The following is an 18,682-nucleotide window of genomic DNA, read 5'->3' as shown; positions in this document are numbered from 1 at the left end:
TGTCAGAAACCTTTCTCGAGAAGCACGCGGATCTCGTCCAGCAACAGACTCCCAATCCCGATCAGCCAGGCTACGAGAACGTCCTGGTGCGTTTTCCCGCCGCGGGCGATCCGATATCCCGTCCCGAGCGTCAGGACAGTGAGGAAAAACGCGTTGTATATCTTGTAGAAATGCAGCCGGCGGGGGTCGACGGTGAGCCCCGACGCCTTCTCGTACGCCTCGTAGAGCTCGTCGGGCGGCAGCAGGCCGCTGGCCAGGAAGGTGACGCCGTCCTCCGCGAGGTGACCGAAGACGGGGGTGGCCAGGTAGGCGAGGTCCTGGTGGCGGTCGCCGAGCCGGCCGAGCTCCCAGTCCAGCAACGCCGAGATGCGGGCGTCGGCCTCGGTGAACAGGTAGTTCCCCGCCCGGTAGTCGCCGTGGATGACGCAGATGCGGTCGGCCGGCGGCATGTTCTGGCGCATCCAGTGGGCGGCGAGGTTCATCAGGGGCACCTCCTCGCCGCAGTCCTCCTCCCAGACACGGGCCCACCAGTTCAGGCCCCATTCCACGCTTTGCGTCCCGACCTGCGGGACGTCAAATGCGCCGAGCTGCGCGCCGCTGAAGTCGAACGTGTGGACGGCGGCGAGATGCTCGACGAACTGCGAGGCCAGCGGGCCTCGCAACGCGGGCCCGAAGTTGATGCCGAGCCCGCTGACACCGCTGGTCGCCGTCGAGGGCTTGGTCGCCCCCGGCACGAAACCGTAGATCAATGCCGGATAGGGCAGGTGGCTGCCGTCCGCGTCGACCCAGTACGCCGGGGGCACCGGCACGACCCCCTGCATGGCCCTGATCAGCTGGAATTCCCGTAATCGGCTGGTCTCGACGATCGACTCGGCCGGTTCCATCCGCAGGACCATCGGCGTCCGGTGCGGCCGACACCCGGTTCGACCCAGTCGAGGGTGAAGGCCATCTGTACCTTCGACGCGCCGCCGGTCAGCCAGCGGGTGTCGAGGACGGTGAAGGGCTCGTCGAGTTCGTCGCGCAGCAGCGCCTCCACACCGGCCCGCAGCGTGGCCAGGGACTGCGGCGCATAACCCGGGCCAGCGCGTCGCCCGAGCCGACGGGTGAGAATCGCGTCGACCTCCCTCTCGGTGGTGTAGCGGCCACGCAGATGTTCGATCCAGGCTGGCTGGGGCGCATTTTTGTCATGGCCCCGGGGTGGGATTTTTTCAGCGGTCAGCATGCGGGCCCCCGCATCGTCGGGTATGTGTTCCCGCGCGGCGGGAAAGGTTTTCACCTGTTTCGGCCGCGCCGGTTTTCCTGTTGGCAGGAATTGTGGCGGAGCACGATCGGCGCGCCAATATCCGGCATTGGCAAGGCTGTGGGACGGGCGTCACCCGGACCGCCAGCGGCGACCGGCGGCATCCCGCGGTGCGGGGGTGGGCTGTCCCGAACGGAGCAGAGGAGCCGGCAGAAGGGACAAGCTCGATGTGACGTACACCACTTCTCACTGGAGAAACTGTTACGCTCGGCCGATGCCCGGGAAGCGTGACACGGAGCCCGCGTTAGACGTTCCGAAACCGGCCGAGTACACATCCGCCACGGAAGCGATCCAGCGCTGCGCACACGAACTGCTGCTGCGCTCCGCCGAGATCGCCGCCGAGATCACCGAACAGGTTCTCGCCGGCCAGCCGACCCTGGTACCGAACCGGACGCCGGCGGCCGTCGACGCGGTGCGCGAGAGCACCGACCAGAACGTCGGGGCGATCTTCTCCACGCTGGCCTTCGGCATCCCGGCCACGGCGATCGAGCCGCCCCTGGGCGCCCGCAACCTGCTGCGCCACTCGATCCTCGGCGGCGGGGACGTCACCGACCTGCTGCGCGCCTACCACTACGGCCACGGGCTGCTCTGGCAGAAGTGGAGCGCCCACGTCGGCGAACGGGTGGTCGACCTCGACCTGCTGCGCGAGGTCCTGTCGCTGTCCTCCCAGCACATCTTCACGTTCGTCGACCACTCCTGCGCGCACCTGGTCGACGAGTACCACGCCGAGTTCGGCGGACACGTCCCGCGTGTCTTCCAGCGCCGCGCGCCCAGCGACCTCATCTGTGAACTCGTCGCTGACGACCCGGTGGACGAGATCGCGGTGAGCTCACTGCTCCGCTACGACGTGCGGGCCCATCACGTGGCAATGGTGCTCGCGCCGACCGGCGCCGGTGGCGACGTCCGGCGCGCGCTGGACGACCTGGGCGCCGCGGCCGCGTCAGCGGTACTCACGCTGCCGGTGGGCGACGGCACGTGGTGGGCCTGGTTCGGCTGGCCGGCTCGGCCGGACGAGGACACCCTGGCCAGGATCGCGGCTACTCCACTGGTCGGAACGCTCGGCGGCATGGGATCCGTGGGACGGGGCCGGGCCGGGTTCCGCCGGTCCCACTACCAGGCCCGCGATGCCGAGCGCGTCGCACGGCTGAGCGGGCAGGCCGGCGCCGGCGTGGTCCGGCACCGTGACGTCGAACTCGCCGCGCTGCTGTGCGCCGACCCCGGCCGCGCCCAGCGGCTCGCGGACGAACGTCTCGGCGCCCTCGGCCGCCGCAACGAGGACTGCCGGCGGCTGCGCGAAACGCTGCTGACGTTCCTCTCCCAGGGGTGCAGCAGAACACGCGCCGCCCGGCTGCTGCACGTGCACCACAAGACGGTCAGCTACCGGCTCGCACAGGCCGAGGAACTGCTGGGCAGACCGCTGTCCGAGAACATCCTCGAGCTCGGCGCGGCCCTCCTCATCGAACACACCCTCCACAGCGGATGACGCCCTATAGCGGGACGCTTTACAGCGGATGAGATCTCAGGAGGGATGAGGACTTGCGGCGGACGAGGCCGCCGGGGTCAGCCGGCGCGGCGGCGGGAGCGGAGCTTCTCCCGCTCGGCCGCGGTCAGCGCGACCTTGCGCAGCCGGACCGGGCCGGGGGTGACCTCGACGCACTCGTCCTCCCGGCAGAACTCCAGCGCCTGTTCCAGGGAGAGCTGCCGGTGCGGGGTCAGCCGCACCAGTTCGTCCCCGGTGGACGAACGCATGTTGGTCAGCTTCTTCTCCTTGGTGGGGTTGACGTCCATGTCGTCCGCGCGGGAGTTCTCCCCGACGATCATGCCCTCGTAGACGTCGGTGGTCGGCCCGACGAACAGGGTGCCGCGCTCCCCCAGGTTGTACAGGGCGTAGGCGGTCGCCACGCCGGCGCGGTCGGCCACCATCGACCCCGTCGCCCGGGTGCGCAGCTCGCCGAACCACGGCTCGTAGGAGTCGAAGACATGGTGCATGAGCCCGGTGCCGCGGGTCTCGGTCAGGAACTCGGTGCGGAAGCCGATCAGCCCCCGGGCCGGCACCCGATATTCCATCCGGATCCAGCCGGTGCCGTGGTTGACCATCTGCTCGAGGCGCCCCTTGCGGACGGCCAGCAGCTGGGTGAGCGTCCCGAGGTACTCCTCGGGGGCGTCGATGGTGAGCCGTTCGACCGGCTCGTGCCGCTTGCCGTCGATCTCCCTGGTGACGACCTGCGGCTTGCCGACGGTCAGCTCGAAGCCCTCCCGGCGCATCAGCTCCACCAGGATCGCCAGCGCCAGCTCGCCGCGGCCCTGAACTTCCCAGGTGTCCGGCCGCTGCGTCGGCAGCACCCGGATGGAGACGTTGCCGACCAGCTCGGCGTCCAGCCGGTTGCGCAGCAGCCGCGCGGTCAGCTTCGTCCCGGACTTGCCTGCGAGCGGGGAGGTGTTGATGCCGATCGTCATACTGATCGACGGCTCGTCCACGGTGATGACGGGCAGCGGCCGGGGGTCGTCCGGGTCGGCCAGCGTCTCACCGATCATGATGTCGGGGATGCCGGCGACGGCGATGATGTCGCCGGGCCCCGCCTGCTCGCCCGGCACCCGCTCCAGTGCCTTCGTGACGAGCAGTTCGCTGATCTTCACCCGGTCGACGCGGCCGTCGGCGCGGCACAGCACGGTGGTCTGCCCGCGCCGCAGCGTCCCGTTGTGGACACGGCACAGCGCCAGCCGCCCGAGGTACGGCGACGCGTCAAGGTTCGTGACCAGCGCCTGCAGGGGTGCTTCGGGGTCGTAGACCGGCGCCGGGATGGTGGTCAGCAGCACGTCGAACAGCGGCTTGAGGTCGGGCGAGTCCGGGTTGCCGCCGTCGGCGGGGCGGTTGAGCGACGCCCGGCCGGCCTTGGCGTTGCAGTAGACGATCGGGAAGTCGATCTGGCTCTCGTCCGCGTCCAGGTCGAGGAAGAGCTCGTAGGTGGCGTCGACGACCTCCGCGATCCGGGCGTCGGAGCGGTCCACCTTGTTGATGACCAGGATGACTGGCTGCCGGGCCTCCAGCGCCTTGCGCAGGACGAACCGGGTCTGCGGCAGTGGCCCCTCGCTCGCGTCGACGAGCAGCACGACCCCGTCCACCATGGACAGGCCGCGTTCGACCTCGCCGCCGAAGTCCGCGTGGCCCGGCGTGTCCACGATGTTGATCGTGACGTCGCCGTACTGGACCGCGGTGTTCTTGGCGAGAATCGTGATGCCCTTCTCGCGCTCGAGGTCCATCGAGTCCATCACCCGGTCGGTGGCCTCGGAGTGCTCGCCGAAGGCACCGGACTGCCGCAGCATCGCATCGACGAGCGTCGTCTTGCCGTGGTCGACATGGGCGATGATCGCAACGTTACGCAGATCGGCACGGACAGACACGGTGACGGGCTCCGATGGTGACGTGGGGCGGCCGCCCCTGGCTGGACATGGTGCTCTGGACAGTTGACGCTGAACGATGATTACGCCGGACGGTGGTGATGCCAGACAGAGGCCGCGCCGCCACGATGAGCGGACGCGCCGCCCAGCCCGGCGGGACACGCCGCCTCGACGGGACACACCGCGCGCCGGGCAGGAACGCCAGGAAGACGGTCGTGTCCGAACTCGGCCCGCGAGTGTCCACCATCATGGTACGGACACCGGCGGCCTGACGGCTGACGACAACAGAAAGTGTAATCATCGATACTATCCGTTGACTCTGGCGGCCCGCTGCCGGTCCGCTGCCTGATCAGACAGGCGTCCCGGCCAGATGTCGGATCAGTCAGACGCCGGATCAGACGCCGGACCGGGTATCCGGCGGCGCCGTGCCCAGGTAGCGACGAAGATCTTCGATGAGCGGCGCGTCCGGGGCCAGCCAGGGGACGTCGTCGAGCTCGTCCCGTGCCAGCCAGCGATGCGCCGAATGGGTGATCAGCCTGGGCTCGCCCGCGATGATCCGCCCGAAACGCACCCGCAGCACCCAGCCGTCCGCCGGCAGGGGCACCTCGCCGAGGACCGAGCCGACCTCGACGTCGACCCCGAGCTCCTCCCGGCACTCACGGACGAGAGCGGCGACCTCGTCCTCGCCGGGCTCGACCTTGCCGCCGGGGAACTCCCAGCCGCCGGCGAGCGCGGACGGACCTCGCCTACAGCATGCCAGCACCCGCTCTCGAATATCAACAAGCGCCGCTGCCACCACCACGCGTGGGATGCCGGACGACTCCATAACGAACGACACTGTAACGAGCGGGGTCTCCCCGCTGCGAAGAGGACGCACAGCAAACGCACAGCAAAGGCGGCCACCACCCGACGGCCGCCCGGCCGGACCAGACGGAGGTTCCTCCATGCCCACCAAGCTGGACGCACACCGCGTGGCCGACGCCCTCAGCACACTGCCGGGGTGGAGCGGCGACACATCGACGATCGTCCGCAGGGTCGCCATGGACGAGGAGACCGCCAACGAGGCGGTCGAAAAGATCTCGATCGTCGCGAACGAGATGAATCACCACCCCGTCGTTGACCGAGCGCCTGGAGTGACGATCTTCACAGTCTGGACGCACTCGCAAGGGGGTGTCACCGATCTCGACATCGCCCTGGCATCCCGGATCTCCGACATCCTGCGCCAACACGGCATCGCGGACCCGTCCGACGCCGGCACATAACCCGTTCAGCGCCCGCAACCCACTCAACACCACACCCGACCGGCGCCGTTGTCGGCGCCCGTTCCACACCGTCCAGCCCCGCCGCTCAGCCCCGCCGCGACTGGCGCGGCGGCGCCGCACGGAGCCCACCCCTCGCCACCGACACCCGCCCCATCCTCACCCCCATCGACAAGATTTACATTGAGAAATCACTCTCAGTCTTATATTGATCACATAGAGTGCATATTGGGTTGTCGGACGGAAAGCTGTCGGGGAGCACGGGTGGCGGGTCGATCGGATGGCGAGCCAGCGGCCTTCCTGAGTTACGCCCATGACGACGACGAGCACGACAGCGGCCTGATCACGGCATTCCGGCGGCGGCTGGAGGGTGAGCTGCGCGCGCAGACCGGGCGCCGCGAGCTACAGATCTTCCAGGACCGGGACGACATCACCTGGGGCCAGGCCTGGGAGGAGCGGATCAACCGCTCCCTGGACGCGGTCACGTTCTTCATACCGATCGTGACCCCGGCGTTCGTGGCCAGCCCGCAGTGCCGGCGGGAGATGGCCCGCTTCCTCGACCGGGAACGCCGGCTGCGCCGGACCGACCTGATCCTACCGGTGTACTGGATCAGCGTGCCGGAGCTGGAAACACCAGGACGGGCCGCCGGCGACACCCTGCTCGCCGCGCTGGCGGCCCGGCAGTACACCGACTGGCGGGAACGCCGCTTCGGGGACCTGTCGAGCCCGGGCAGCCGCCGGGCGACAGCCGCGCTGGCGCGCCGGATCCGCGACGCGCTCGCCGTGGACGCGCCGGCCCCCGGGACGAGCTTCCCCGGCACGCCCGGCGGCGGCGCGGCGGGCCGGCGGGCTGGCCGGCCGGTGCGGGTGCACGTGGTCGACGCGCTGGGCCGGGGTGACTTCACCACGGTGGACGCGGCGATCCGCGCCGCCCGGCCCGGCGACCGCGTCGTGGTCCGCCCCGGGCTCTACCCCGGGCCGCTCATCCTCGACAAACCGCTGGAGATCGTCGGGGACGGCCCGGTCGAGGAGATCACCGTGGTGGCCGGTACGGGCAGCGTGGTGCTGTTCACCGCGGCGAACGGCTCGGTGCGCGGGCTGACGCTGCGGGCGACCGGGCAGCCGGGCGAGGAGGCGGTGGTCGACATCCGCACCGGCCGGCTCGTCCTGGACGGCTGTGACATCAGCGGGAGCGCGTCCGCCGGCGTGGCCGTCCACAACGACGCCGACCCCCACGTCCACCGCTGCCGTGTCCACTACCTCTCCGGCCGCGGTGTCCACGTCTACGACAAGGGCGCCGGGCTGTTCGAGGACAACGACATCACCGACAATGTCCGGTCCAACATCGTCGTGGCGTCGGGTGGTAATCCGAGAGTGCGCGGCAACCGCATCACCAGCTCCCAGCGAAGCGGCGTCTTCGTCTACGACAACGGTACCGGCCTTTTCGAGAACAACGACATCACCGGCAACGCCAGGTCCAACATCGCCGTAAGGTCGGGTGGGAACCCGAGGGTCCACGGCAACCGCATCACCAGCTCCCGGCGAAGCGGCGTCTTCGTCCACGACAACGGCGCAGGGCTGTTCGAGAACAACGACATCACCGGCAACATCTGGCCCAACGTCACCGTGGCGTCGGGCGGGAACCCGACTGTCCGCGGCAACCACATCACCAACTCCCAGAACGCCGGCGTGCACGTCTACGACAACGGCGCGGGGCTGTTCGAGAACAACGACATCACCGGTAACGCCAGGTCCAACGTCGCGGTGGAGTCCGGTGGGAACCCGACGATCCGTCGCAACCGCATCACCAACTCCCAGGAGCACGGCGTGTTCGTCTACGACAACGGTGCCGGGCTCTTCGAGGACAACGACATCACCGGTAACCGGAAATCCGCCTGGGACGTCTGGGGCGCCGACCGAAAACGTCTGGTCCGCCGCTAACCGGCGAAATCCGTAGGTGGTTTCCGTCACTCCCACGCCTGTTTCCACCTACAGCCGTCGCGCCCGTAGGTGGAAACAGGCGTCATACTGACGCTTTTCACCTACGCCTCCGCCCGCGGGCGACAGGACAGCCGGCGCGCGGCCCCAGCCGGCGCTCAGCCCCAGCCACCCCAACCCGCTCCGGGCGGATGCTGCCGCGGAAAGGACAGTCCCCGCCCCGCGGAGCACTCGCCGGCCAGGCCGAGGCATTTGTCGATCCGGGCAGCGCCCTCTGCCCCGCGGAACACCCGCCCGAGGCGGCCAGCGTGCCTGACGCCTTGCGGACGGTCCCTCCGCCGGGACCATCCGGCAGCCGGGCGGAGGCGGGGCGGGACTACACGTTGAAACGGAATTCGACGACGTCGCCGTCGGCCATGACGTAGTCCTTGCCCTCGACACGGACGCGGCCGGCGGCGCGGGCGGCGGCCATCGAGCCCGCCGCCGTCAGGTCGCCGAAGGAGACCACCTCGGCCTTGATGAACCCGCGCTGGAAGTCGGTGTGGATGACACCCGCGGCCTCGGGCGCGGTCGCGCCAACCTTGATCGTCCAGGCCCGGGCCTCCTTCGGCCCGGCCGTCAGGTAGGTCTGTAGGCCCAGCGTGTGGAAGCCGATCCGGGCCAGTTGCGCCAGGCCGCTCTCGGACTGGCCGAGGGAGGCCAACAGCTCGGCGGCGTCCTCGTCGGGGAGCTCGGTGAGCTCGGCCTCGACCTTCGCGCACAGCACCACCGCGTCGGCGGGGGCGACCAGGGCGGCGAGCTCCTTGAGCCGGCCGGTGTCGGCGAGGGCGTCCTCGTCCACGTTGAACACGTACAGGAACGGTTTGGCCGTCAGCAGGAACAGCTCCCGCAGCGCCGCCCTGTCCACACCCGGCTCGGACGAGAGGGTGCGACCGGCGTCGAGCACCTCACGGGCGTGCTTCATGGCGGCGAGCAGGCCCTGCCTGCCCTTGTCGACCCGGGCCTCCTTCTCCAGTCTGGGCAGGCGCGCGTCGATGGTCTGCAGGTCGGCGAGGACGAGCTCGGTGTTGACGGTGGCGATGTCGTCGGCGGGGTCGACCCGGCCGTCCACGTGGACGACGTCCGGGTCGGAGAAGACCCGGACGACCTGGCAGACCGCGTCCGACTCACGGATGTTGGCCAGGAACCTGTTCCCGAGCCCCTGCCCCTCGGAGGCGCCGCGGACCAGGCCCGCGATGTCGACGAAGCTCACCGTCGCCGGCACCGTGCGGGCACTGTGGAAGACCTCGGCGAGCCGGTCGAGGCGGGGGTCGGGAACCCCGACGACGCCGACGTTCGGCTCGATGGTGGCGAACGGGTAGTTCGCGGCCAGCACGTCGTTGCGGGTCAGCGCGTTGAACAAGGTCGACTTGCCGACGTTGGGTAGTCCGACGATCCCGATCGACAAGCCCATGGGGTCGCAGTCTACGGTGCCGACCGCGTCGCCTGTCGGCCGCCGACCGCCGGTGGCCGTCGGCCGTTGACCACCCCGGCGGACAGGGCCGGGCGGACATGGTCGTCCATCTCGCGGGCGGCAGGAACATCATCGTGGACGCCAAAGTGCCGCTGCTGGCCTTTCTCGAGGCCACCGAGGCTCGCGACGAGCGGCTCCGGGACGAACGGCTGGCCGCGCACGCCCGGCATCTGCGAGCGCACGTGGACGCGCTCGGCGCCAAGGCGTACTGGCGGCACCTGGCCACCAGCCCGGAGTTCGTCGTGTTGTTCGTGCCGGCCGAGGCGTTCCTCGCGCCGGCGCTGGAGAAGGACCCGACGCTGCTGGAGCACGCCGCCGCGAAAAAGGTCGTCATCGCGACCCCGACCACTCTGATCGCGATGCTGCGCACGGTCGCCCACGCGTGGACCCAGGAGGCGCTCACCAGCCGGACCAGGGAGATCTTCGAACTGGGCAGGGATCTTTACACCCGCCTCGGCACCCTCGGTGAGCATGTCGACCGGCTCGGCCGTTCACTCAGCCGGACGGTGACCGATTTCAACACGGCGGTGGGATCCCTGGAGAGCCGCGTACTGGTGCCGGCGCGCCGGCTTGCCGCCATGGAGGTGGTGGAAAACGTCCTGGCGACACCGTCGCCGGTGGAAACCGGCGTACGAGCCCTGTCCGCGACCGAACTTGCGGGCAGGGCGGATGGTACGCCCGGATGATGTCACCGAGGAGCACCGAAGGTCGCCGAAAGTTTAGCGGTAGCACTGAAAGTGATGCGCCCGACTGTCCCGCGCGATAACGACACTCGCCGGTGACACCTGGGGCAACGCCGGGCGGTACCTTGCCCAAGTGAACTCGCCACCTCGTCGTTCGTCGACCGGTCCGTCCGGCCGCGCCAGAGGTGTCGGCCCACCAGACGTTCGGCGCGGGCGTGCCCAGGGCCGACGCGGCGGCGAGGCACCCACCGTGGTGATGGGCAGCCGACGCGGTCTGACCGTGCTCGGCGCGGCTCTCCTGCTCATCCTGGCCGGGACGGTCGGCGCGGCCATCGACGTGGCGCTGTCCGGCTCCCCGGGAGCCGCCTTCGGCGTCCTGTTCGTCGCCGGCTGCATCCTCGCCACCGCCCGGGTGCATTCCGACGACTTCCTCGGGATCGTCATCGCGCCACCGCTGGTCTATGCGCTGATCGCCGTTGGTGTCGGATTCACCCGATCGTCGGGCAACGGCGGCGGTGGGCTGAAGAGCAAGGCGATCAATATCGGATCTGACCTGATTCTGCGAGCTCCCGTCCTTTTGCTGGGTTTCGCGGCCGTTGTCCTCATCGCCGCGATCCGCGCGCGACGCGCGCAAGTTACCCGGCGCGTACACGAACGAAACCTCAGGCCACCTGGGAATCCCCGCCGGCCGACCGGCTAGCGACCGGCTAGACGGCTCGCCGGAACGGTACCGGACAGATATCCGGTACCGTTTTCAGTGTGCTCGTAGATGCACATCGTGGGCTGTGGGAACGCCGGTGCCACCAGGCAGCGCTCGACGCGGGCGGCGGTCCGCGCGGTCGAAGATCCGCCAGAGGCTGCCTGGCCCAATGGTGGACAACCTGTCGCTGTGGTCATCCTCGTGCCGACCATCGGCATTACCGCCCCGGGTCGGACTGCGGACGCTGCCCGTGCCCTGCTTTCTCCCGCGCCCACCCGCGTTCTTAGCGGGGCCCGGACCCGACGGATGTCGGCCGTCCGGGTGCGCCCCGCCCGATACGAAGATCCACCGACTCCGACCCAGTTGGGCCTCCCGACTCCCGGACTGCCAGGGTATAAAAATATCATAATAATTATCCTGTTGGCAGAAATAGCCAGAGCACGTTATCTGGAACACGTTATTCAGATGGTGGGCCGACATAGACTGCAAAGGACTCCGCGAGTGACGGTGAAATTCGTCACAGGAATCAGCAGCGGACCGGAATGTAAGATCAGGACAACGCATTGTCGCCATCCGGACACCAGACATGCGGACACGAGAGGAATTTGTGCGGGCATCCGAGGGCGGCGACAACCGGGGCGGCCCGGGCCCTTGCCCAGCGTCTTGCCCGTCGGAACTCCATGCGAACATTTCGCTACTCTTAGTTATTTAAACTGCGCCGAGCAATATCGTTGTCACAATTCCAGTAGATCGCGATTCACTTTCAGAACTTCCGCCACGCAAAAATGAACAACTTGTAAACAACATGCAAACAATATTTTTGCGCCCCGCCCGACCGGGACTCCCTCCAGGGGCGATGCTAAATTCTTGACCGCGAACTCTCGTCAATCAGTTGGATCATCGCCAATCAATTGGATCATGAGTGCCCCAGTGATCCCCGCGACCAACAGCGGCGGCCATACAGTCCTTGCGGCTCCCGCCCGCTCGCGGAACACTGATCCGTGGCACCTTTGGCCGACCAGAAGATCACGAACGTCCAACGGCGGGAGATGACGCAATAGACTCGTGATGACGGCTGTCGATCCTGCGCCCGGGGGGGACATGCGACGACAGTCACAGCACGCCGTCAGGAAGCGCCGGATCAAACTACTGAAACGGCGATCACCGCAGGGAAAAAGCCGACAGCGAACTGGGGGCACCACATCGGCTCGGGTCTACCTGGCCCACGGTGCATCCCGACATCCAGTTACTGGGGGGAACAGGTGTCCGGACGCTCGGACCTATCGACGACTGTCAAGATTCCGACTGTCAGCGTCATCATTCCGACGCTCAACGAGGCGCGCAATCTTCCGCATGTCTTCAAGAACCTGCCCGCCGACGCCGAAATCGTCCTCGTCGACGGCCGATCGACCGACGACACGGTCGCGGTCGCACAGTCGCTGCGTCCTGACATCATAATTGTCAACCAGACCCGTCGCGGTAAGGGAAACGCGCTCGCGTGCGGTTTCGCCGCGGCCAGCGGCGACATCATCGTCATGCTCGACGCCGACGGCTCGGCCGACCCCGCGGAGATCGGCGAGTTCGTCCGGGCTCTCACCGCCGGCGCGGACTTCGCAAAGGGATCCCGTTTCATCAACGGTGGCGGCAGCAACGACATCACCCGTATGCGGCGGGCCGGCAACTCTTTCCTCAGCGGCCTCGTCAACATTTTCCTGGACTGCCGGTACTCGGACCTCTGCTACGGCTACAACGCGTTCTGGCGGCACTGCCTGCCCGCCCTCAGCCTGGATCCGGGCAACCATTCCGACACCTATGAATGGGGAGACGGCTTCGAGGTCGAGACCGTTATCAACATGCGGGTGGCCCGCGCCGGGCTGCGCGTGGTGGAAGTACCGAGCTTCGAGCACCCCCGTATTCACGGAGTCAGCAACCTCAACGCCTTTTCCGACGGCCTGCGGGTCCTGCGCACCATTCTGGTCGAATCCCGCGGCTCGCGCGGCCGGCGGCGGAGGCTGGTACCGCGCTGGTCCACGGCGGCCGCGGTCGGCCCGAACCTGACCGTCCTGCGGCCCCAGCAGGCACGCGGCGAGACCCCGGAAGGCGTCCGCCTGGAGGTTTCCGAAGCTGACGCGGGTGTGGGCGCTATGGGCACCGTGGGTGCGGTCGGCTCCGAGGCGGAATGCGCGTGACGGCATCCACCGGCATCACCCCGGGCGGAGCCGACGACTCACATCCAGCCCCCGGCCCCTCCCAGGCAGCGGCCGGTACGGCAGCCGCCGGTGCGACGGCTGCCGTACCGGCCCCGGTGATCCCCGCACAGGCCCATCCCGTCGGGATCGTCACGGCGCGACCCGCCGCAACGGCGCGGCCCGTGGACGCGGCACGACCCGTGACCACCGCGCGGCCCGCGGACGGTGAAGCGCAGATCAGCACGCCCCCGGCGGCGCTGGCCGCGTCCGTGGTGATCTGCGCGTACACCCTCGAACGCTGGGACGACCTGGTCGCCGCCATCGCGAGCGTCCGCCACCAGCGGACGACAGCACACGAGATCATCCTGGTCGTCGATCACAACGACGCCCTGCTCGCCCGCGCCCGGGCCACCTTCGACGGGGTGACGGTGCTCGCGAACACCGGCGCCCGGGGTCTGTCCGCGGCCCGTAACACCGGCGTGCGGGCCGCTCGCGGTGACATCGTGGTGTTCCTCGACGACGACGCCCACGGCGCACCCGACTGGCTCGAGCACCTGCTGGCCCCGTACGCGGAGCCGACCGTGCAGGGTGTGGGCGGTGCCGCCGTGCCGACCTGGCCGGCTCCGGGCCGGCCGGCGTGGTTCCCCCCCGAGTTCGACTGGGTGGTCGGCTGCAGCTACGAGGGCCTGCCCACCTCCGCCCAGCCGGTCCGCAATCCCATCGGCGCGGCGATGTCCTTCCGCCGGAGCGTCTTCGACCGGGTCGGCGGCTTCAGCGACGGCATCGGCCGGATCGGGTCCACCCCGCTGGGGTGCGAGGAGACCGAGCTCGGCATCCGGCTGCGGCAGGCCGACCCACAGGCGACCATCCTCTACGAGCCGCGCGCGCTGGTGCACCACCGCGTCACGCCGGCACGGGCTTCCTTCACGTACTTCCGCAAACGCTGCTATGCCGAGGGACGGTCGAAGGCGATCATCTCGGGGCAGGTCGGCAGCGCGGACGCCCTGGCCACGGAACGCACCTACGTGTACCGGACGCTCCCCCGCGCCGTCTGGCGCGACATGCGCACCCCCGGCCGGCGCCGCGGCGCCGCGAGCATCGTCTCGGGGCTCGTGCTCACGGCCGCCGGATATCTGCACGGCCGCCTGCTGCAACCGGTCGCCGCCCGCCGCGGCAGGGCCGACGACAGGGGCGGTCAGGCACACCCGGCCGGAGGACCCACCTCGTGAAGATCCTTCTACTTGCCCAGTTCTTCCCGCCGATCGTCGGCGGTGAGGAACGACACGTCCACAATCTCGGCCGGCGTCTGGCCGACCGTCACGAAGTCACCGTGGTCACCTTCGGTGACAAAACGGGGACGGCAACCCGGGACGGGATGCGTGTCCGGACCATCCGGCCGATCACCGCGTCGCTGCCCTTCCTGTACGGGGAGGGCGACCGGCTCTACGCGCCGCCGCTGCCGGACCCGGCGGTGGCCCGGGCACTGCGGCGCGTCATCGTCGAGGAGCGCCCCGACGTCATCCACGCGCACAACTGGATCGTCAACAGCCTCACGCCGCTGCGCCTGACGACCCGCGCGCCGATGGTGCTCACCCTGCACGACTACAGCCATGTCTGCGCCACCAAGCGCTTCATGTACCTCGGCCAGCAGGTGTGCGCCGGCCCGTCGCCACGACGGTGCGTCCGCTGCGCCCACGACCACTACGGCGGGCCGGTCGGCCTCGCCACGGTCGCCGGCAACCAGGGCGGCCGTGCCCTGCGCCGGCTCGCCCTGAACCGGATCATCGCGGTGAGCTCGGCGGTCGCCCGACACAGCGACCTTGCCGCCGGCGGCATACCCTTCGAGGTCATCCCGAACTTCATCCCGGACGAACTGCTGGAAACCAGATCGCACACCGTCCCCGGCGGTATGACCGCGGGCGGCTACCTGCTGTACGTCGGTGATCTCAGCCGGGACAAGGGCGTCGGGATCCTGCTGGACGCCTACGCCCGGCTGGCCGCCGACCGCCCGCCGCTGCTGATGGTCGGCCGCCGCACGCCCCACCTGCCGGACCGCCTGCCGGCCGGGGTCGTCGTGGCCGAACCATGGGACCACGAAAAGATCATGCAGGCGTTCGCCGGAGCCGCGTTCGCCGTCGTCCCGTCCATCTGGCCGGATCCCTGCCCCACCGTGGTGCTGGAGGCGATGGCCGCCGGTGTCCCGGTCGTCACGACCGGGATGGGCGGCATCGCGGACATGGTCCGGGACGGGGAGGACGGCGTCGTCGTCCCGCCATCGGAGCCGGCGGCCCTGGCCGCGGCGATGAACCTGCTGCTCGCCGACCCGTCCCTGCGGCAACGGCTCGGCCGGCGCGCCCGCGACCGTGCCGCGAGCTTCACCGCCGGCGAGGTGGTACCGCGCATAGAGGCCGTTTACCGAGACCTGGTCCATGCCCGCTGAATCCCGGCCCACCGAAACCCGGCCCACCGAAACCCGGATCATCAGGGCCCGGTCCGGCAGATCCCGGACGCCCAGCGCGGACAGCACGGCCAACGACGACACGACCCGCGTCAGCACGGTCGACAACGCCGTGCCGACGGGCGGAGGCGGGCCGCGGGAACATGCCGACACCACTGTCATCACGGAGTTCGTGCCCGGGCACACCGTCGGATCCATCACCCACGCGAGACACGGCGTCCACGACAATGACCGGGTGGAGGAGAGCACACAGCCACCGGCCGCGCATGCCACCGGCTCCGACACGACCGTGGTCACGCGCGACCCGGTGGCGGATCTCCTCGAACCGGTCACCGGGCCGGCCGCCGAGCCGGTCGGCGGCACCGGCACGAGCCGCGGGCCGTTACTGGACTGGCGCTCGTGGTGGTCGTGGCGGCCGCGGCGGAAGGTACCGGCGTTCCGGGACGACCCGGCCGGCACACGGTCGGCCGATGTCCCCGTCGTCGACGGGCATCCGGTCGCGCGGCCCGTCACCGCGGGCCTGGCCAGTCATGATCTGACCGGTCCCGACCGGTCCCGCACCGTCGCGACCGTCATGGCCGCTGGGGTGCTGCTGGTCGCGGTGTCCTACGCGCTCGGCCGTCGTGGGCATCCGGACGTGGGCACCGCGTTGCTCTGGCCCGGGCTGATCACGGTCTTCGTCGCCGGCGTGGCCCGCCTGCTGCGGACGGACACCTCCCGGCGGGAACGGCTGCGGGTGTCGGTGCTGCTCGGTGTCGGCCTCTACTTCTGTTTCGAGCTGACCCAGATCGCCGCCGTCCGCGAGTTCGACGAGCTGCTGCACCTGCGCACCCTGCTCGACCTGCAGGCGACCGGCGGTGTCTTCACCCCGCATCCGGGCCTGCCGGTCAGCCCCCGCTTCCCAGGGCTGGAGCTGCTGACCAACGCCGTCGTCCAACTGCTCGGCGTGCCGAACCAGGTGGCCGTGATCGGCGTCGTCCTGCTGGCCCGCGTCCTGCTGGTGTACGGCCTGTTCCTGCTGATCGAGCGCCTGAGCCGGTCCGCCTACGCGGCCGGCGTAGGGGTGGCGATCTACTCCTGCAGCCCGCAGTTCTTCTTCTTCAACGCGCAGTTCGCCTACCAGACCCTGGCCATCGCCCTGACCGTGCTGCTCCTGCTGGTCGTCGTCGACCGTGCCCGGTACGGGCGGGTCACCGCGGGCGTGCTGGTCGTGATGACGTGGATCACGCTGGCGCTGACCCACCACATCACAAGCTGGATCGCCGTGGGGTTGCTCGCCGGATGGACGTTGTGCGCGTTCGCCCGCCGGGACCGCGCGGACGGCAGGGTGCTCGCCCGTGTCACCCTGGTCGGGCTGGTGGCGACCGTGGGCTGGGCGCTGGTCAACATCTCGATGCTCCGCGACTATCTGGGCCCCATCCTGTCGGAAAGCTTCCACCAGGCCGGCAGTGTCGCCAGCGGTGAGACCAAGAGCCGCAAGATGTTCACCGACTCGGCCGGCACGCCCACCCCGACCTGGCAGATCGTCGCGCTGCTCGGCACCACCCTGCTGTGGTCGGTGTCGATCGTCCCGCTCGGCCCGTTCAGGTTCCGGCCGCAGACCGACGGCCGGCAGGCGACGCTGTACCGGCTGTTGCGGCTGATGCACCTGGCGTTCCCACTGTCGATGGCGGGCACCGTCACGCCGCGCACAGCCGAGCTGTCCACCCGCCTGTCCACCTTCGTCTACCTCGGCATCGCCGCCGTGCTGGGCCTCACCGTCGCCAGCTACCTGGCGACCCGCCGCGCGACCAGGCAGGGGTTCCTGCGGCGGCTCACCGGCGCGTTCGCGATCTTCGTGTTCATCGGTGGGACGGTCCTGGGTTCGGGCGCGGACTGGTCACGGATGCCCGGGCCCTACCTGGTGATCGCCGACGGGCGTTCCATCGACCCGTACGTGGTCGCCGCCACCAGGTGGGCGAACACCGAACTGCCGGCGGGCAGCCGGATCGCGGGCGACCGCGAGACCGGGACCTGGCTGATGAGCATCGGCCGCCAGTGGCTCGTCACCGGTCTGGCCAGCGGGGCGAGCGCCGGGCCGCTCTACTTCAGCACCACCCTCGGCGACTACGAACGCGCGGTCATCGCGGTCGGTCGCATCCAGTACGTCATCGTCGACACCCGGCTCGCCGACGGCCTCCCGCACGAGACGTTCTACACGGAGAACGGCGAGGCACCCATGGGTACCCGGCTGACAGCGGCGATGCTGGCGAAGTTCGACACCCAGCGGGGCTCGGTGAAGGTCTACGACAACGGGCCGGTGAAGATATACGACGTCACCGCCCTCGGGGCTGCAGCGCCAGCGGCAGCCGCTGCAGCGTCTCCAGCCCCGCAGGCGACAGCCCCGCGGGCAACACCGGCGGCACCGCAGCCCGCGGGAGGTGCCCGGTGAGCGCCGTGGCGGCCCTCGCACAGACCGTCCTCGGAATCGCGATCCTCGCGCTCGGCGTTGCCGGCCTGCACGCGATTCTCGCCCGGAGCGCCAGAGCCGGGACCAGCCGTGGCAACAACAGCCCCGGCGCGCACGGTTCCGGTGAGCGCGACCGTGCGGTGGACGGTTCTCGGGTGAGCTCCCCGCTCGTCTCCCGGTCGGATCCCCCGGCGAACATCGCCGCGCTGCTGCTGCTCACCGTCGCCGGGCTGATGGTCGGCTCGCTGGTGGTGGCCGCGGTCGGGCACGCCGGCAACCCGCTCGCCTACGACCTGCTGTTCGGTGCCGTGGCGGTGGCCCTCGCCGCCGTCGGCGGCCTGCGGCCGGCCACCGTCGTGGTCCGGCTCCGCGAGCGCCTGCCCTGGTATGTGGAGTGCTGGCGGCCGGCTGCCTGGACGGCCGGGGGCTGGCGGACGGGCCCTCGCCGGGCCGCGCTGCTGGTGTCCGTCCCGGTCCTGATCCTCGCCCTGGCGATCGGCCTGTCGTGGTGGTCGGACGAGACGACCACGAACGAGCCGGTGACAGCGCTCGGTGCCGTCCGGACCCAGTCGGGCCTGGCGGTCACCGTCACCCGGGCCGACAGCGACAGCGGCGATCTCACGCTGGAGGTGATCAACAGTGTGGGCCGGCACTGGCGGACGCCGCTGGCACCGGACAGGGACAAGGTCGACGTAGCCGTGGAGAACGCGGCGGTTCCCGCCCCGACCACGATCCACCTGCTCGCCGGCGAAAAGATCATACAGTCGATAACCATTCCATGACTCAGAGCATTT

The 18,682-nt window shown here is 69.7% G+C and carries 15 protein-coding genes; 10 read left to right on the top strand and 5 right to left on the bottom strand.

The features are described 5' to 3' along the window. Positions 1 to 2: 2 nt before the first annotated feature. Both CM1CMNOD_RS03695 and CM1CMNOD_RS22210 read right to left on the bottom strand, forming a co-directional pair. Positions 3 to 884 carry a phosphotransferase family protein gene (locus CM1CMNOD_RS03695; RefSeq protein WP_013872325.1) on the bottom strand — a complete coding sequence of 294 codons (882 nt, stop codon included), beginning with the start codon at positions 882 to 884 and terminating at the stop codon, positions 3 to 5. After that, positions 830 to 1,222: a hypothetical protein gene (locus tag CM1CMNOD_RS22210; protein ID WP_013872324.1), complete on the bottom strand. Its 393-nt coding sequence runs from the start codon at positions 1,220 to 1,222 to the stop codon at positions 830 to 832. Before CM1CMNOD_RS22210 ends, CM1CMNOD_RS03695 begins: the two co-directional genes overlap by 55 nt. A 292-nt stretch (positions 1,223 to 1,514) precedes the next feature. On the opposite strand from CM1CMNOD_RS22210, the gene CM1CMNOD_RS03690 reads away from it, so the two are divergent. After that, positions 1,515 to 2,783, top strand: coding sequence for a PucR family transcriptional regulator (locus CM1CMNOD_RS03690; RefSeq protein ID WP_013872323.1), 1,269 nt, complete (start codon positions 1,515 to 1,517; stop codon positions 2,781 to 2,783). Positions 2,784 to 2,860: 77 nt separating this feature from the next. Here the strand turns inward: CM1CMNOD_RS03690 and typA are convergent, their stop codons facing one another. Beyond that, a complete protein-coding gene (gene typA, locus CM1CMNOD_RS03685; RefSeq protein ID WP_013872322.1) occupies positions 2,861 to 4,702 on the bottom strand; it encodes a translational GTPase TypA in 1,842 nt (613 codons plus the stop codon). Positions 4,703 to 5,093: 391 nt separating this feature from the next. Next, on the bottom strand, positions 5,094 to 5,501 hold the full coding sequence (locus CM1CMNOD_RS03680; RefSeq protein ID WP_347176444.1) for a (deoxy)nucleoside triphosphate pyrophosphohydrolase: 408 nt from the start codon (positions 5,499 to 5,501) through the stop codon (positions 5,094 to 5,096). 142 nt (positions 5,502 to 5,643) lie between these two features. Between CM1CMNOD_RS03680 and CM1CMNOD_RS03675 the strand changes: the two genes are divergently transcribed. Together CM1CMNOD_RS03675 and CM1CMNOD_RS03670 are read left to right on the top strand one after the other, a co-directional pair. Next, a complete protein-coding gene (locus CM1CMNOD_RS03675; RefSeq protein ID WP_013872320.1) occupies positions 5,644 to 5,961 on the top strand; it encodes a 4a-hydroxytetrahydrobiopterin dehydratase in 318 nt (105 codons plus the stop codon). 261 nt (positions 5,962 to 6,222) lie between these two features. Next, positions 6,223 to 7,899 (top strand): right-handed parallel beta-helix repeat-containing protein, encoded by a 1,677-nt coding sequence (locus CM1CMNOD_RS03670; RefSeq protein WP_013872319.1) that lies wholly within the window; start codon positions 6,223 to 6,225, stop codon positions 7,897 to 7,899. Positions 7,900 to 8,272: 373 nt separating this feature from the next. On the opposite strand, the gene ychF is transcribed toward CM1CMNOD_RS03670, so the two are convergent. Further along, positions 8,273 to 9,349, bottom strand: a complete 1,077-nt coding sequence (gene ychF, locus CM1CMNOD_RS03665) for a redox-regulated ATPase YchF (protein ID WP_013872318.1) — start codon at positions 9,347 to 9,349, stop codon at positions 8,273 to 8,275. A gap of 32 nt (positions 9,350 to 9,381) precedes the next feature. Here ychF and CM1CMNOD_RS03660 point away from each other — a divergent pair, with 32 nt between their 5' ends. From CM1CMNOD_RS03660 to CM1CMNOD_RS03625, 7 genes are all read left to right on the top strand, one after another. Further along, entirely contained in the window at positions 9,382 to 10,095 is a 714-nt protein-coding gene (locus tag CM1CMNOD_RS03660) for a DNA recombination protein RmuC (RefSeq protein ID WP_258165221.1), read from the top strand. A 253-nt stretch (positions 10,096 to 10,348) separates the two neighbouring features. Next, positions 10,349 to 10,792 (top strand): DUF6542 domain-containing protein, encoded by a 444-nt coding sequence (locus CM1CMNOD_RS03655; protein WP_237702979.1) that lies wholly within the window; start codon positions 10,349 to 10,351, stop codon positions 10,790 to 10,792. A 1,262-nt stretch (positions 10,793 to 12,054) separates the two neighbouring features. Then, complete coding sequence (locus CM1CMNOD_RS03650) at positions 12,055 to 12,981, top strand: glycosyltransferase family 2 protein (protein WP_013872314.1); 927 nt, start codon at positions 12,055 to 12,057, stop codon at positions 12,979 to 12,981. Continuing rightward, positions 12,972 to 14,210, top strand: a complete 1,239-nt coding sequence (locus CM1CMNOD_RS03645; RefSeq protein ID WP_013872313.1) for a glycosyltransferase family 2 protein — start codon at positions 12,972 to 12,974, stop codon at positions 14,208 to 14,210. The genes CM1CMNOD_RS03650 and CM1CMNOD_RS03645 overlap by 10 nt, the downstream gene beginning before the upstream one ends. Further along, the gene (locus CM1CMNOD_RS03640) at positions 14,207 to 15,421 is read left to right on the top strand and encodes a glycosyltransferase family 4 protein (protein ID WP_013872312.1); all 1,215 of its coding nucleotides are present in this window, start codon (positions 14,207 to 14,209) and stop codon (positions 15,419 to 15,421) included. Before CM1CMNOD_RS03645 ends, CM1CMNOD_RS03640 begins: the two co-directional genes overlap by 4 nt. Then, the gene (locus tag CM1CMNOD_RS22205) at positions 15,411 to 17,870 is read left to right on the top strand and encodes a hypothetical protein (RefSeq protein WP_013872311.1); all 2,460 of its coding nucleotides are present in this window, start codon (positions 15,411 to 15,413) and stop codon (positions 17,868 to 17,870) included. The genes CM1CMNOD_RS03640 and CM1CMNOD_RS22205 overlap by 11 nt, the downstream gene beginning before the upstream one ends. After that, complete coding sequence (locus CM1CMNOD_RS03625; RefSeq protein WP_013872310.1) at positions 17,867 to 18,670, top strand: hypothetical protein; 804 nt, start codon at positions 17,867 to 17,869, stop codon at positions 18,668 to 18,670. The genes CM1CMNOD_RS22205 and CM1CMNOD_RS03625 overlap by 4 nt, the downstream gene beginning before the upstream one ends. Positions 18,671 to 18,682 lie beyond the last annotated feature (12 nt).

The sequence above is a fragment of the Protofrankia symbiont of Coriaria myrtifolia genome (genome assembly GCF_900634755.1).
Classification (GTDB): Bacteria; Actinomycetota; Actinomycetes; order Frankiales; family Frankiaceae; genus Protofrankia; species Protofrankia coriariae.
This window is presented reverse-complemented; position numbering and strand designations above follow the sequence as displayed.